The sequence below is a fragment of the Parageobacillus sp. KH3-4 genome (assembly GCF_022846435.1).
GTDB classification, from domain to species: domain Bacteria; phylum Bacillota; class Bacilli; order Bacillales; family Anoxybacillaceae; genus Parageobacillus; species Parageobacillus thermoglucosidasius_A.
In genome coordinates, this window is the sequence record NZ_AP025627.1 from 104,623 (window position 1) to 117,857 (window position 13,235).

Sequence of the window (13,235 nt, forward strand, 5' to 3'; positions counted from 1 at the left end):
AGAATGGTGAAACGTATCGTCCAATTGTTTTTTCTTGTTGTTGGAGGAACGTTAGGGGTCGTTTTTCTACCAAATTTGTTGCGGTTAATGAATATAAGCGACACTTCGTTGCTAAATAATTCATATACATTGGCGGTGTTAGGAGCATTTATTTTCTTTATGATGACTTTTTGGCTAGTAGACTACGTTGTCGATATGATTCGCTGGGTGGAGGAAACGCTCGTCAAAGCACCAGCTGCCGATCTTTTATTTGGTAGTTTAGGGCTTATTTTCGGCCTTATTGTCGCGTTTTTAATTGTCATGCCGCTGCAGGCGTTTCAGTTTCAAGTCGTCAATACGGTGCTGCCGATATTTTTAACGATCTTGCTTGGTTACTTAGGATTCCAAGTAGGATTTAAAAAACGGCATGAATTAATGAATTTATTTTCTCTTTCCAATCGAATGGCGAAGAAAAAAGGGATAGAAGGAGAGACGGATTTACTGAAAGGCGGTTCTTTAAAAATTTTAGATACAAGTGTGATTATTGATGGACGAATTGCTGATATTTGCAAAACCGGCTTTTTAGAGGGAACGCTTGTCATTCCGCGCTTTGTCCTTGAAGAACTGCAGCATATTGCCGACTCGTCTGATGTGTTAAAACGCAACCGTGGCCGGCGCGGGCTTGACATTTTAAACCGCATCCAAAAGGAATTGGATATCAAAGTGGAAATTTATGAAGGAGATTTTGACGATATTCAAGAGGTCGACAGCAAGCTAGTGAAGCTGGCAAAATTGACGTCAGGTGTTGTTGTCACGAATGATTTCAATTTAAATAAAGTATGTGAGCTGCAAAATGTACGTGTCCTTAATATTAATGATTTAGCAAATGCGGTAAAACCGGTTGTTCTCCCAGGGGAAGAATTAAACGTCCATGTGATCAAAGATGGCAAAGAGCATAACCAAGGCGTCGCGTATTTGGATGATGGCACGATGATTGTCGTCGAAGACGGAAAAGAGTATATTGGCAAACGGGTTGACGTATTGGTGACAAGCGTGTTACAAACGTCAGCAGGGAGAATGATTTTCGCGAAGCTAAAGCTATTACAAAAAGCGTTATAAACGAATGAACAGGGGAAACAGCGATGATGTATGAGGTAGTTATTCCTGCGGCAGGGCAAGGAAAGCGAATGAAGGCGGGAATGAATAAACAATTCATTGAGCTGCAAAATGAACCGCTGATTGTGCGCACATTAAAAGTGTTTGAAAACGATGAATGGTGCCGTGGCATTATCGTTGTAATTAATGAAGCAGAAAGAACGCAATTTGAACAATTATTTTCCCGTTTCCATATAAAAAAAATTACTGCGATCGTAGGCGGTGGAAAAGAGCGGCAGCATAGCGTCTACAATGGATTGAGAGCGATAAAAAATAGCGATATTGTGCTGATTCATGATGGTGCGCGTCCGTTCGTTACTATAGAGCAGATTCATAAGTTGGTCGATGAAGCGAAGGAACACGGCGCGGCCATTCCGGCTGTACGCGTCAAGGATACCGTCAAAAAAGTTCGCGGCCAGTTTGTCGAGGAAACGGTGGAACGCTCTAGCTTGTGGGCTGTACAAACTCCACAAGCTTTTCATGTTTCCCTCGTTTTACGGGCCCATGAGCAAGCGCAAAAAGATGGCTATATTGGCACAGATGATGCGAGTCTGGTGGAGCGGATTGGCGGGAAAGTCAAAATTGTCGAGGGAGATTACCGCAATATTAAATTGACGACGCCAGATGATTTATTGTTTGCAGAAGCGATTTTATCCGGTTGGGTAAGTTCATAAACGAGAGGGGAATCTATATGTTTCGCATTGGTCAAGGGTTTGATGTTCATCAGCTTGTCGAGGGTCGTCCCCTTATTATTGGAGGCGTTCGCATTCCATACGAAAAGGGGCTGCTTGGCCATTCTGACGCTGATGTGTTGCTGCATGCGGTCGCGGATGCCTGTTTAGGAGCGATTGGGGCGGGTGACATCGGAAAGCATTTTCCAGATACAGATGAACGCTATAAAGACGCCGATTCCGCGCTGTTATTAAAACAAGTATGGGAATTGGTCAAGCACCAAGGGTACGAACTTGTTAATCTTGATTGCACAGTGATCGCGCAAAAGCCGAAGATGGCGCCGCATATTGAACAAATGAAAGAAAACATTGCAAAATTGTTGGAAGGAGAACCATCACAAATCAACGTTAAAGCGACAACGACGGAAAAGCTGGGCTTTACCGGCCGGGGAGAAGGAATCGCCGCACAAGCGGTCGTATTATTGCAAAAGCAGTAAACTTCTGCGACTGTCTGCATCGCAGAAAACAATCCATTTTGAACTTTGCCCCGATAAAATGTACAATAGTGGTACAAGCTTGATTAGATTATTGGAGGGTTATTGACGATGTCACAAGAAGTGAGAGTGCGATACGCACCGAGTCCAACTGGTCATTTACATATTGGCGGTGCAAGAACAGCGTTATTTAACTATTTGTTCGCTCGCCATCATAACGGGAAATTTATCGTGCGCATTGAAGATACAGATATTGAACGAAACGTAGAAGGCGGCGAACAATCGCAGTTAGAAAACTTAAAATGGTTAGGCATCGATTATGACGAGTCGGTGGATAAAGACGGCGGATACGGTCCATATCGCCAGACGGAACGTCTTGATATATATCGCAAATATGTAAATGAACTTTTAGAAAAAGGATACGCGTATAAATGTTTCTGCACGCCGGAAGAGCTTGAAAAAGAGCGGGAAGCGCAAAGAGCGGCAGGCATCGCTGCGCCGCAATATAGCGGGAAATGTCGCCATTTAACGAAAGAACAAATCGCACAATTGGAAGCGGAAGGAAAGCCATATACGATTCGCGTAAAAGTGCCGGAAGGAAAAGTATATGAATTTGAAGATATCGTGCGCGGAAAAGTGACGTTTGAATCAAAAGATATTGGCGATTGGGTCATTATGAAAGCGAACGGCATCCCAACATACAATTTTGCTGTCGTTATTGATGACCATTTAATGAAAATTACCCATGTGTTCCGCGGCGAGGAACATTTGTCGAACACGCCGAAGCAGTTGATGATTTATGACTATTTCGGCTGGGAGCCGCCGAAATTTGGCCATTTAACACTCATCGTGAATGAAAATCGCAAAAAACTTTCGAAACGTGACGAATCGATTATTCAATTTGTTTCCCAATATAAAGAGCTCGGCTATTTGCCGGAAGCATTGTTTAACTTCTTTGCGCTATTGGGCTGGTCGCCAGAAGGGGAAGAAGAAATTTTCTCGAAAGAGGAACTCATTCGCATTTTCGATGTTTCCCGATTGTCGAAATCGCCATCCATGTTTGATACGAAAAAGTTGACATGGATGAATAACCAATATATTAAAAAATTAGATTTAGACCGGCTAGTGGAGATTTCTTTGCCGCATTTGATTAAAGCCGGCCGCCTGCCAGAACAAATGAGCGAAGAACAGCGGCAATGGGCGCGTAATTTAATTGCGCTGTATCAAGAACAAATGAGCTATGGAGCAGAAATTGTCAAGCTATCGGAGTTGTTCTTTAAAGAAGACATTGAGTATAATGAAGAAGCGAAAGAGGTATTAGCAGGCGAACAAGTCCCTGATGTGTTAAAAGCATTTCTAGAAGAAGTGAAACAGCTCGAGCCGTTTACAGCGGAAAATATTAAAGCGGCGATTAAATCGGTGCAAAAGGCGACAGGGCAAAAAGGGAAAAAATTGTTTATGCCGATTCGCGTCGCTGTAACAGGGCAAACACACGGTCCAGAACTGCCAATTGCGCTTCAATTATTAGGAAAAGAAAAAGTCATCAGCCGATTAGAAAAAGTAGTTCATTAACTTTTTTAACCCGCTTTTCATAAAATTAAAATAAAATACAGAAAAAGCGTTGATGAGGAGAAGTAGGAAACATTGGCATCCCAGAGAGAATCACCTTGGCTGGAAGTGATTCATGACCGATGTTTTCCGAAATGCCCCTCGGAGCCTCCTTTCGAACCGGAACAGAGACGTTCTGTAGTAGATAGGAGCGGAGTTTCTCCGTTATCGGACTAGAGCGAGCTAAACGACCGTTTAGCTAAGCAGAGTGGAACCGCGCGCTGAGCGTCTCTGTGTCATGGCACAGAGACGCTTTTTTCATAGACGTACTTTCAATAAATTGATGAAAATGGAGGGAGGATCAAATGTTTAAAACATTGAAGGAAGATATTGAAGTGGTTTTTGAGCAAGATCCAGCAGCAAGAAGCTATTTGGAAGTCATTTTAACCTACTCTGGTTTGCACGCGATTTGGGCGCACCGCATCGCTCATGCGTTATATAAACGTAAATTTTACTTTCTCGCCCGTCTTATTTCACAAATCAGCCGTTTTTTTACAGGAATTGAAATTCATCCGGGGGCAAAAATCGGCCGTCGTTTTTTCATCGACCACGGCATGGGGGTTGTCATTGGCGAAACGTGTGAAATTGGGGATAATGTAACTGTATATCAAGGCGTGACATTAGGAGGAACGGGGAAAGAAAAAGGAAAGCGCCATCCGACGATCAAAGATAACTGCTTAATTGCGGCAGGCGCAAAAGTGCTCGGTTCCATTACGATTGGGGAAAATTCGAAAATCGGAGCGGGGTCGGTTGTGTTGAAAGACGTTCCGCCGAACTCTACGGTTGTCGGCATTCCGGGACGAGTCGTTGTCCGCGATGGCGTGAAAGTAAAAAAAGACTTAAATCATACGGATTTGCCGGATCCAGTTGCCGATCGCATTAAAGAGTTAGAAGCGGAAATTGCGAAATTGCGTAGCGAAATCGAAAGCTTAAAGGAAAGGAAGAACGAACATGAGCAGCATTCGGCTTTATAACACATTGACAAGAAAAAAAGAACCGTTTGAACCGCTTGAACCAAATAAGGTAAAAATGTACGTATGCGGTCCGACGGTGTATAACTATATTCATATCGGCAACGCCCGCGCCGCGATCGTATTTGATACGATTCGCCGCTACCTAGAATTTCGTGGTTACGAAGTGAAATATGTATCCAATTTTACTGATGTCGATGATAAGCTTATTAAAGCGGCGCGCGAATTGGGAGAAGATGTGCCGACGGTTGCAGAGCGTTTTATTCAAGCGTATTTTGAAGATATTGCGGCGCTTGGCTGCAAAAAAGCGGATGTGCATCCACGCGTAACCGAAAATATGGATACGATTATTGAATTTATTCAAGCATTGATCGAGAAAGGTTATGCGTACGAAGTTGATGGAGATGTGTACTATCGTACAAGAAAATTTGCAGAATACGGCAAACTCTCGCATCAATCTATTGATGAACTGAAAGCGGGAGCGCGCATTGAAGTTGGAGAAAAGAAAGAAGATCCGCTTGATTTTGCATTATGGAAGGCGGCAAAAGAGGGGGAAATTTGCTGGGATAGCCCGTGGGGAAAAGGGCGTCCGGGATGGCATATCGAATGCTCGGCAATGGCGCGCAAATATTTGGGGGATACGATTGATATTCATGCTGGCGGTCAGGATTTGACGTTCCCGCATCATGAAAACGAAATCGCCCAATCAGAAGCGTTAACAGGCAAACCGTTTGCAAAATATTGGCTTCATAACGGATATTTGAATATTAATAACGAAAAAATGTCGAAATCGCTCGGCAACTTCGTGCTTGTTCACGACATTATCCGACAAATCGACCCGCAAGTATTGCGGTTTTTTATGCTTTCTGTTCACTACCGTCATCCGATTAACTATAGCGAAGAGTTGTTAGAAAGCGCCAAAAAAGGATTGGAGCGGTTGAAAACGTCTTATTTTAATCTAAAACATCGATTGCAGAGCAGCACGAACTTAACCGATGACGACGAGCAGTGGCTTGCACGCATTCAAGAGCAGCATGAGGCGTTTATTCGGGAAATGGACGACGATTTTAATACAGCTAATGGAATCGCCGTGCTATTTGAATTAGCGAAACAAGCGAATTTGTATTTGCATGAGAAGAACACCTCGGAACGTGTTATTCATGCGTTTTTGCGTGAATTTGAACAGCTGTTAGACGTGCTCGGCATTACGCTGCAGGAAGAGGAATTGTTGGACGAGGAAATCGAAGCGCTTATTCAAAAGCGGAACGAAGCGAGAAAAAACCGGAATTTTGCTTTAGCGGATCAAATTCGCGATGAATTAAAAGCGAAAAACATTATTTTGGAAGATACGCCGCAAGGAACAAGATGGAAAAGAGGATAAGATGCATGAATCTTTTGCAGCCAGTCAAAGATGTGAAGCAAATGAACGGATTAACGCTTGCTTACATTGGGGATGCCGTATACGAATTGTACGTGCGGCATCACCTTCTTTCCAGCGGAAATGCAAAGCCACATCAGCTTCATAAGCAAGCGATTCAATATGTATCGGCAAAAGCGCAGGCGAAAGTGCTATTAACATTGTTGGAAAATGGAATATTAACAGAAGAAGAGCAGTCGGTCGTTCGTCGGGGGCGAAACGCCAAATCCGGCACGATTCCCAAAAACACGGATGTGCAGACGTACCGATATAGTACAGCGTTTGAGGCATTGATCGGATACCATTTTTTAGGTAATAATGAAAAACGGGTGGAGGAGCTTATTCGCTGTTCTTTTATGATTATTGAAAGTGAGGAAAGGAAGTTGTAGCAATGGATTTTATTATTGGGAAAAATCCCGTCATCGAGGCGTTGAAATCGGAAAGACAAATTAACAAAATTTGGATAGCGGAAGGTGTGCAGCGTCACTCCGTTCAACCGATTATTCAGCTCGCTAAGCAAAACGGTGTGCTTGTGCAATACGTTCCGAAAAAAAAACTCGATCAAATGGTAGAAGGGACGCACCAAGGAATTGTCGCTCAAGTCGCGGCATACCGTTATTATGAAGTCGACGATTTATTTGTGCGAGCGTCCGAAAAAAACGAACCGCCGTTTTTTCTCATTCTAGATGAACTAGAGGACCCGCATAATTTGGGTTCGATTATGCGAACGGCTGATGCTGTAGGGGCGCATGGCATCATTATTCCGAAGCGGCGCTCTGTCGGCTTGACGGCAACGGTCGCGAAAGCTTCGACAGGGGCAATCGAATACATCCCTGTCGCGCGAGTGACGAATTTGGCGAGAACAATAGATGAATTAAAAGAGCGCGGCGTATGGATTGTCGGGACAGATGCCAAAGCGGAGGATGACTATCGCTCCCTTGACGGAACGATGCCGCTGGCTCTTGTGATTGGCAGTGAAGGAAAAGGAATCGGAAGGCTTATTTTAGAAAAATGCGACTTTCTTATTCGTTTGCCGATGCGAGGGCATGTTACGTCATTGAACGCTTCTGTCGCCGCGAGTCTTCTCATGTATGAGGTGTATCGCAAACGTTATCCGTTAGGGGAATAAATCAATGAATATTCTGATTGTCGATGGCTATAACATTATCGGTGCTTGGCCGGAGCTTCGCGAGCTGAAGGAGGAGGATGACCTTGCTGCGGCAAGGGATTTATTGATTTCCAAAATGGCCGAGTACCAAGGATTTACTGGTGATCAAGTCATTATCGTTTTCGATGCGCACCTCATACAAGGGAATGAGAAAAAATACAAAAATCACCAAGTCGAAGTTATTTTTACAAAGGAAAATGAGACAGCGGATGAGCGGATTGAAAGATTGGCAAAAAGCTTAATTAATGTGCAAACAAAGGTGTATGTCGCTACTTCCGATTATACGGAGCAATGGACGATTTTTAGTCAAGGGGCGTTGCGCAAGTCGGCGCGCGAACTTTTAGTGGAGATGGAGTCTATCGAAAAAGCTATTTCAAAAAAATTGCAAAATATAAAAGAGCAAACCCCGATGTCTAAAGTTCCGTTGCCGGACGAAGTAGCCCGAATTTTCGAAAAATGGCGAAGAGGACAAAAATGAATGGTTGACGCTGTAAAAATTTGTACTGTATAATAAATTTTAGCGATTTATGCGGTCGGGGGGATCAGCGTGGGCGAATGCTTCAAAGAGAAGACGTACCAAAGCTATAAGCATTTGGAAGACGAGCAGTTAGTGGAGCTTGTGCATCAAGGGGATGGGGACGCGCTCGATTTTTTGATCCATAAGTATCAAAACTTTGTTCGTGCCAAAGCACGCTCTTATTTTTTAGTCGGCGCGGACCGGGAAGACATCATTCAAGAAGGAATGATCGGTTTATATAAGGCGGTTCGCGATTTTAAAGGGGACAAGCTTTCTTCTTTTAAAGCGTTTGCAGAACTTTGTATTACGAGGCAGATGATCACTGCGATTAAAACGGCGACAAGACAAAAGCATATCCCGCTTAACTCCTACGTATCGTTAGACAAACCGATTTATGATGATGAATCGGACCGGACGCTGATGGATGTCATTTCTGGAACGAAAGCGATGGATCCAGAAGAGCTGATCGTTAACCGCGAAGAAGTCGATGATATTGAAGTGAAAATGACGGAGCTGCTCAGTGATTTGGAACGGAAGGTGCTTGCTTTATATTTGGATGGCCGATCATATCAAGAGATTTCTGAAGAGCTAAACCGCCATGTCAAATCGATCGATAACGCCCTTCAGCGCGTAAAAAGGAAGCTGGAAAAATATCTGGAGTGCCGTGAAATTAGCCTTTAGGAAAGGGCTTTCTATTTTCCTGATGTCATTGACATTAGGAATGCGTGTATGGTAAATTTTTATGGACATCTTGTAAGAATGGTGGGGTATTCATGCGCAAAAAAATTATTTTGGCTTGTAGTCAATGCAATAGCCGAAATTATGTTACAATGAAAAATGTCAACCATTTTCAACAACGCTTTGAAACAAATAAATTTTGCAAAACTTGCAATGCGCACACGACCCACCGTGAAACGAAATAAAGCAACGTGGGCAGCTCGTACGTTTGTTGGAGGTTACTAATCATGCAGCGAATGATTAATTTTTTTAAAGAAGTAGCACGGGAAATGAGAAAGGTAAGCTGGCCAAGCCGAAAAGAACTTGTCAATTATACGGCAATTGTATTGGTTACCGTTGCGTTTTTCACGGTATTTTTTGCAGTGGTTGATCTAGGCATTTCCGAATTAATTCGTCTCGTTTTTGAATAAGTGTTTCGCCCATATGATATAATGAAAAGTAAATAGATAGAAACATATAGCCCGGCAACGGGTTTTTGTTTTGTTTAAAAAAGGAAACCAAACCGTTTTAGGGAGGGAAAGGACGTTTAAGTCCCAATCGATGGAAAAAAATTGGTATGTTATTCATACGTATTCAGGCTATGAAAATAAAGTGAAAGCCAACTTGGAAAAACGCGTTGAGTCTATGGGGATGCAAGATAAAATTTTTCGCATCGTCGTTCCTGAAGAAACGGAGACAGATACAAAAAGCGGCAAGAAGAAAGCGACAAAAAGAAAAGTATTTCCGGGGTACGTGTTAGTCGAGATGATTATGACCGATGATTCTTGGTATGTAGTGCGCAATACGCCAGGGGTAACGGGATTTGTCGGCTCAAGCGGAGCTGGTTCCAAACCGACGCCGCTTCTTGAAGAAGAAGTCGAAATGATTTTAAAGCGGATGGGTATGCAGCTTGCTGAGCTGGATGTAGATTATGAATTAAAAGAAACGGTAAGAGTAAAAGAAGGCCCTTTTGCCAATTTTACAGGTACAATTGAAGAGATCGATGTTGATAAAAGAAAAGTGAAAGTGCTTGTCAATATGTTTGGTCGCGAAACGCCAGTGGAATTTGAGTTTTCGCAAATTGAAAAAATATGATGGAAAATAACTTGCAATCGAAATAGAAAAGTGATAATATTTTAAAGTCAGTATGTCTCGTAAATCGAGATAAAATTGTTTGCCTAGGCAATGAACTTATACAAACTGTATAAGGGAGCGTCGTTATTTTAACACGCAGATCCTCTCAACCGAAACGAGAGATTATGGAAAAGGGCTATGCTAAGTTAGCCTTATGAGTGGGAGGGACAATCCCTAATACCACATCACGGACTTAAGGAGGTGTGTCTCGTGGCAAAAAAAGTTGTAAAAGTCGTGAAACTACAAATTCCTGCAGGAAAAGCGAATCCGGCACCGCCAGTTGGTCCAGCGTTAGGTCAAGCCGGTGTTAATATTATGGCATTTTGCAAAGAGTTCAATGCTCGCACAGCTGACCAAGCAGGTTTAATTATTCCGGTTGAAATTACGGTATATGAAGACCGTTCATTTACATTTATTACAAAAACTCCGCCAGCTGCAGTGTTATTGAAAAAAGCGGCCGGCATTGAATCTGGTTCCGGTGAACCAAACCGCAATAAAGTAGCGACAATCAAACGCGATAAAGTGCGCGAGATTGCCGAATTGAAAATGCCGGATTTAAACGCAGCGAGCATCGAAGCTGCGATGCGCATGGTTGAAGGTACGGCCCGCAGCATGGGCATCGTTATCGAAGACTAATGTGCATAAAGTTGGCTGAGGAGGTTGCGACTACAAGGAGAAATCCTTTTCGCAACCTTTATTCGTGGGAGGTTATTCCGCTAAAACCACAATGAGGAGGAATTATGCATGCCAAAAAGAGGAAAAAAATATTTGGAAGCATTGAAGCTTGTGGATCGCTCTAAAGCGTATCCGGTTGCAGAAGCGATTGAGCTTGTAAAGAAAACAAACATTGCGAAATTTGACGCTACAGTGGAAGTTGCGTTCCGTTTGGGCGTTGATCCGAAAAAAGCGGACCAACAAATTCGCGGCGCGGTTGTATTGCCTCATGGTACAGGAAAAGTACAACGCGTATTAGTATTCGCGAAAGGAGAAAAAGCGAAAGAAGCGGAAGCTGCTGGCGCTGACTACGTTGGCGATACAGAATATATCAACAAAATCCAGCAAGGCTGGTTTGATTTTGACGTCGTTGTTGCCACTCCAGACATGATGGGTGAAGTAGGTAAATTAGGACGTATTTTAGGTCCGAAAGGATTAATGCCAAACCCGAAAACAGGCACGGTTACATTTGACGTTGCGAAAGCCGTACAAGAAATTAAAGCCGGTAAAGTGGAATATCGTGTTGACAAAGCCGGCAACGTTCATGTGCCGATTGGCAAAGTTTCGTTTGATAGCGAAAAGCTCGTAGAAAACTTCACTACGATTTACGAAGCTATTTTAAAAGCAAAACCGGCTGCCGCTAAAGGCACTTACGTGAAAAACGTAACCGTTACTTCGACGATGGGGCCTGGCATCAAGGTAGACCCATCTACGGTTGCTGTAGCGCAATAAAAATATTGACTTCTTTCATCCTGTTTAGTAAAATAGATTTCGTCTGAAAAATGAATATCATTTGTACCGTAGACAGTAGGTGCTCTTATGGAGCTTAATTTCCTACCGAGGTATTTACTGATAGAAGAACGCGTTTTATCGCACAGGCGCGTTTTTATATGGTACCTCCATGTCTACGCGGCATGGAGGTTTTTTGTTGATGCGGTATAAGTGGTGTTTTCATTTTATCTTCTACAGGAGGTGTAAAAATGGGCAGTGCGATCGAACTCAAAAAGCAAATTGTAGCGGAAATTGCCGACAAATTCCGCGCAAGCAAATCGACGGTTATCGTAGACTATCGCGGCCTTAACGTAGCAGAGATCACGGAACTTCGCAAGCGGCTTCGCGAAGCGGGCGTTGAGTTCAAAGTGTATAAAAACACATTAACTCGCCGCGCTTTGGCGGAAGTCGGATTAGAAGGATTAAACGACGTATTCACTGGGCCGAATGCGATTGCGTTTAGCAACGAAGACGTTGTAGCGCCTGCGAAAATTTTAAGTGAGTTTGCCAAAGAACATGAAGCGCTTGAGATCAAAGCAGGTGTGATTGAAGGCAACATTGCGACGATTGAAGAAATTAACGCTCTTGCGAAACTTCCTTCGCGCGAAGGCTTGCTTTCTATGTTGCTTAGCGTTCTTCAAGCTCCAATCCGCAACTTTGCGCTTGTTGCCAAAGCGGTTGCGGACAAAAAAGAAGAGCAAAGCGCATAATTTTCTTTTCGCTCATGCGATGAAACTATAATGATACTAAGGAGGAACTGACGATGACTAAAGAACAAATCATTGAAGCCATTAAAAATATGACAGTATTAGAATTAAACGATTTAGTAAAAGCGATTGAAGAAGAGTTCGGCGTAACTGCTGCTGCTCCTGTAGTAGTTGCTGGTGGCGCTGCTGGCGGCGGCGATGCTGCTGCGGAAAAAACAGAATTCGATGTTATTCTTACTGACGGCGGCGCACAAAAAATTAAAGTTATCAAAGTTGTTCGTGAAATCACTGGCCTTGGCTTGAAAGAAGCAAAAGACTTAGTAGATAACACTCCAAAACCAATTAAAGAAGGCGTTTCTAAAGAAGAAGCAGAAGAAATTAAAGCAAAACTTGAAGAAGTTGGCGCTAGCGTAGAATTAAAATAATAATATTTGCTGCATGTATACAGAAAAAAGCTCGCTGGAAACGGCGGGCTTTTTCATTTATAAGAAAATGGATATGATGAAAATAGAAAAATAAAAGAAAGGTGATGTCATTGAGCGAACATTATTACTCCCCAACTCCGTCATCTGAAAGCAATCCACATACGTGGACGTTTACATTGCGGGGCCATGAGCTGACATTTACGACAGACAGCGGCGTATTTTCGAAGCGAGAAGTCGATTTTGGGACGCGCTTGCTGATTGAAACGTTTGAAGAACCGGACGTGGACGGCGATTTTTTAGATGTAGGGTGCGGGTATGGCCCGATCGGGTTGGCCATTGCGAAATCATTTCCGGACCGCCATGTAGACATGATTGATATAAACAAGCGCGCGCTTGAATTGGCGAACGAGAATAAGCGCGCTAACCATATTGCAAACACGTCCATTTATGAAAGTGATTTATTTGAACGAGTGGGAGATAAAAAATTTGCCGCGATTTTGACAAACCCGCCGATCCGCGCAGGAAAACGTGTCGTTTACGCCATTTTTGAACAAAGCGCTGCCCATCTTTACCCTAACGGAGAATTGTGGGTTGTAATTCAGAAAAAACAGGGGGCTCCTTCCGCGCTAAAAAAATTGCAAGAAATATTCTCGTGTGTAGAAGTCGTGACAAAGAAAAAAGGATATTATATCATAAAGTCAAAAAAATGTTGACAGCATTTTAGGATTATGATAGCATTATAAAATGCTAAATGTGTACATTTCTTGGTCAAGATATAACGTATAAT

The 13,235-nt window shown here is 43.0% G+C and carries 18 protein-coding genes and 2 other annotated features; all 18 genes read left to right on the forward strand.

What is annotated here, in order from left to right; all coding sequences use genetic code 11:
* Positions 1-3: 3 nt before the first annotated feature.
* The 18 genes from MWM02_RS00545 to MWM02_RS00630 all read left to right on the forward strand — a co-directional run bounded on the left by MWM02_RS00545 (position 4) and on the right by MWM02_RS00630 (position 13,161).
* Entirely contained in the window at positions 4-1,098 is a 1,095-nt protein-coding gene (locus MWM02_RS00545; protein ID WP_064550567.1) for a PIN/TRAM domain-containing protein, read from the forward strand.
* Between the two features lie 23 nt (positions 1,099-1,121).
* Positions 1,122-1,808 (forward strand): 2-C-methyl-D-erythritol 4-phosphate cytidylyltransferase, encoded by a 687-nt coding sequence (gene ispD, locus MWM02_RS00550; RefSeq protein WP_064550566.1) that lies wholly within the window; start codon positions 1,122-1,124, stop codon positions 1,806-1,808.
* A 17-nt stretch (positions 1,809-1,825) separates the two neighbouring features.
* Complete coding sequence (ispF, locus tag MWM02_RS00555; protein ID WP_064550565.1) at positions 1,826-2,302, forward strand: 2-C-methyl-D-erythritol 2,4-cyclodiphosphate synthase; 477 nt, start codon at positions 1,826-1,828, stop codon at positions 2,300-2,302.
* A 108-nt stretch (positions 2,303-2,410) separates the two neighbouring features.
* Positions 2,411-3,871: a glutamate--tRNA ligase gene (gltX, locus tag MWM02_RS00560; protein WP_244402733.1), complete on the forward strand. Its 1,461-nt coding sequence runs from the start codon at positions 2,411-2,413 to the stop codon at positions 3,869-3,871.
* A 40-nt stretch (positions 3,872-3,911) separates the two neighbouring features.
* Positions 3,912-4,143: a binding site (T-box leader), on the forward strand.
* 69 nt (positions 4,144-4,212) lie between these two features.
* The gene (gene cysE / locus MWM02_RS00565; protein WP_064550563.1) at positions 4,213-4,881 is read left to right on the forward strand and encodes a serine O-acetyltransferase; all 669 of its coding nucleotides are present in this window, start codon (positions 4,213-4,215) and stop codon (positions 4,879-4,881) included.
* Complete coding sequence (cysS, locus tag MWM02_RS00570; protein ID WP_064550562.1) at positions 4,859-6,259, forward strand: cysteine--tRNA ligase; 1,401 nt, start codon at positions 4,859-4,861, stop codon at positions 6,257-6,259. The genes cysE and cysS overlap by 23 nt, the downstream gene beginning before the upstream one ends.
* Before the next feature lie 5 nt (positions 6,260-6,264).
* Positions 6,265-6,684, forward strand: a complete 420-nt coding sequence (locus tag MWM02_RS00575) for a Mini-ribonuclease 3 (RefSeq protein WP_064550561.1) — start codon at positions 6,265-6,267, stop codon at positions 6,682-6,684.
* 2 nt (positions 6,685-6,686) lie between these two features.
* Entirely contained in the window at positions 6,687-7,424 is a 738-nt protein-coding gene (gene rlmB / locus MWM02_RS00580; protein ID WP_064550560.1) for a 23S rRNA (guanosine(2251)-2'-O)-methyltransferase RlmB, read from the forward strand.
* 4 nt (positions 7,425-7,428) lie between these two features.
* The gene (locus tag MWM02_RS00585; RefSeq protein WP_064550559.1) at positions 7,429-7,941 is read left to right on the forward strand and encodes an NYN domain-containing protein; all 513 of its coding nucleotides are present in this window, start codon (positions 7,429-7,431) and stop codon (positions 7,939-7,941) included.
* Between the two features lie 69 nt (positions 7,942-8,010).
* Positions 8,011-8,661, forward strand: coding sequence for an RNA polymerase sporulation sigma factor SigH (gene sigH, locus MWM02_RS00590; protein WP_064550558.1), 651 nt, complete (start codon positions 8,011-8,013; stop codon positions 8,659-8,661).
* A 92-nt stretch (positions 8,662-8,753) separates the two neighbouring features.
* On the forward strand, positions 8,754-8,903 hold the full coding sequence (gene rpmG / locus MWM02_RS00595) for a 50S ribosomal protein L33 (RefSeq protein WP_064550557.1): 150 nt from the start codon (positions 8,754-8,756) through the stop codon (positions 8,901-8,903).
* 42 nt (positions 8,904-8,945) lie between these two features.
* Complete coding sequence (gene secE, locus MWM02_RS00600; RefSeq protein ID WP_064550556.1) at positions 8,946-9,128, forward strand: preprotein translocase subunit SecE; 183 nt, start codon at positions 8,946-8,948, stop codon at positions 9,126-9,128.
* 130 nt (positions 9,129-9,258) lie between these two features.
* A complete protein-coding gene (nusG, locus tag MWM02_RS00605) occupies positions 9,259-9,792 on the forward strand; it encodes a transcription termination/antitermination protein NusG (protein WP_064550555.1) in 534 nt (177 codons plus the stop codon).
* Between the two features lie 249 nt (positions 9,793-10,041).
* Entirely contained in the window at positions 10,042-10,467 is a 426-nt protein-coding gene (gene rplK / locus MWM02_RS00610) for a 50S ribosomal protein L11 (RefSeq protein ID WP_003247535.1), read from the forward strand.
* Between the two features lie 108 nt (positions 10,468-10,575).
* Positions 10,576-11,277: a 50S ribosomal protein L1 gene (rplA, locus tag MWM02_RS00615; protein ID WP_064550554.1), complete on the forward strand. Its 702-nt coding sequence runs from the start codon at positions 10,576-10,578 to the stop codon at positions 11,275-11,277.
* 48 nt (positions 11,278-11,325) lie between these two features.
* Positions 11,326-11,481: a sequence feature (ribosomal protein L10 leader region), on the forward strand.
* A gap of 44 nt (positions 11,482-11,525) precedes the next feature.
* A complete protein-coding gene (gene rplJ / locus MWM02_RS00620; protein WP_064550553.1) occupies positions 11,526-12,026 on the forward strand; it encodes a 50S ribosomal protein L10 in 501 nt (166 codons plus the stop codon).
* A 53-nt stretch (positions 12,027-12,079) separates the two neighbouring features.
* Positions 12,080-12,448, forward strand: coding sequence for a 50S ribosomal protein L7/L12 (rplL, locus tag MWM02_RS00625; RefSeq protein WP_064550552.1), 369 nt, complete (start codon positions 12,080-12,082; stop codon positions 12,446-12,448).
* A gap of 110 nt (positions 12,449-12,558) precedes the next feature.
* Positions 12,559-13,161: a class I SAM-dependent methyltransferase gene (locus MWM02_RS00630; protein WP_064550551.1), complete on the forward strand. Its 603-nt coding sequence runs from the start codon at positions 12,559-12,561 to the stop codon at positions 13,159-13,161.
* Positions 13,162-13,235 lie beyond the last annotated feature (74 nt).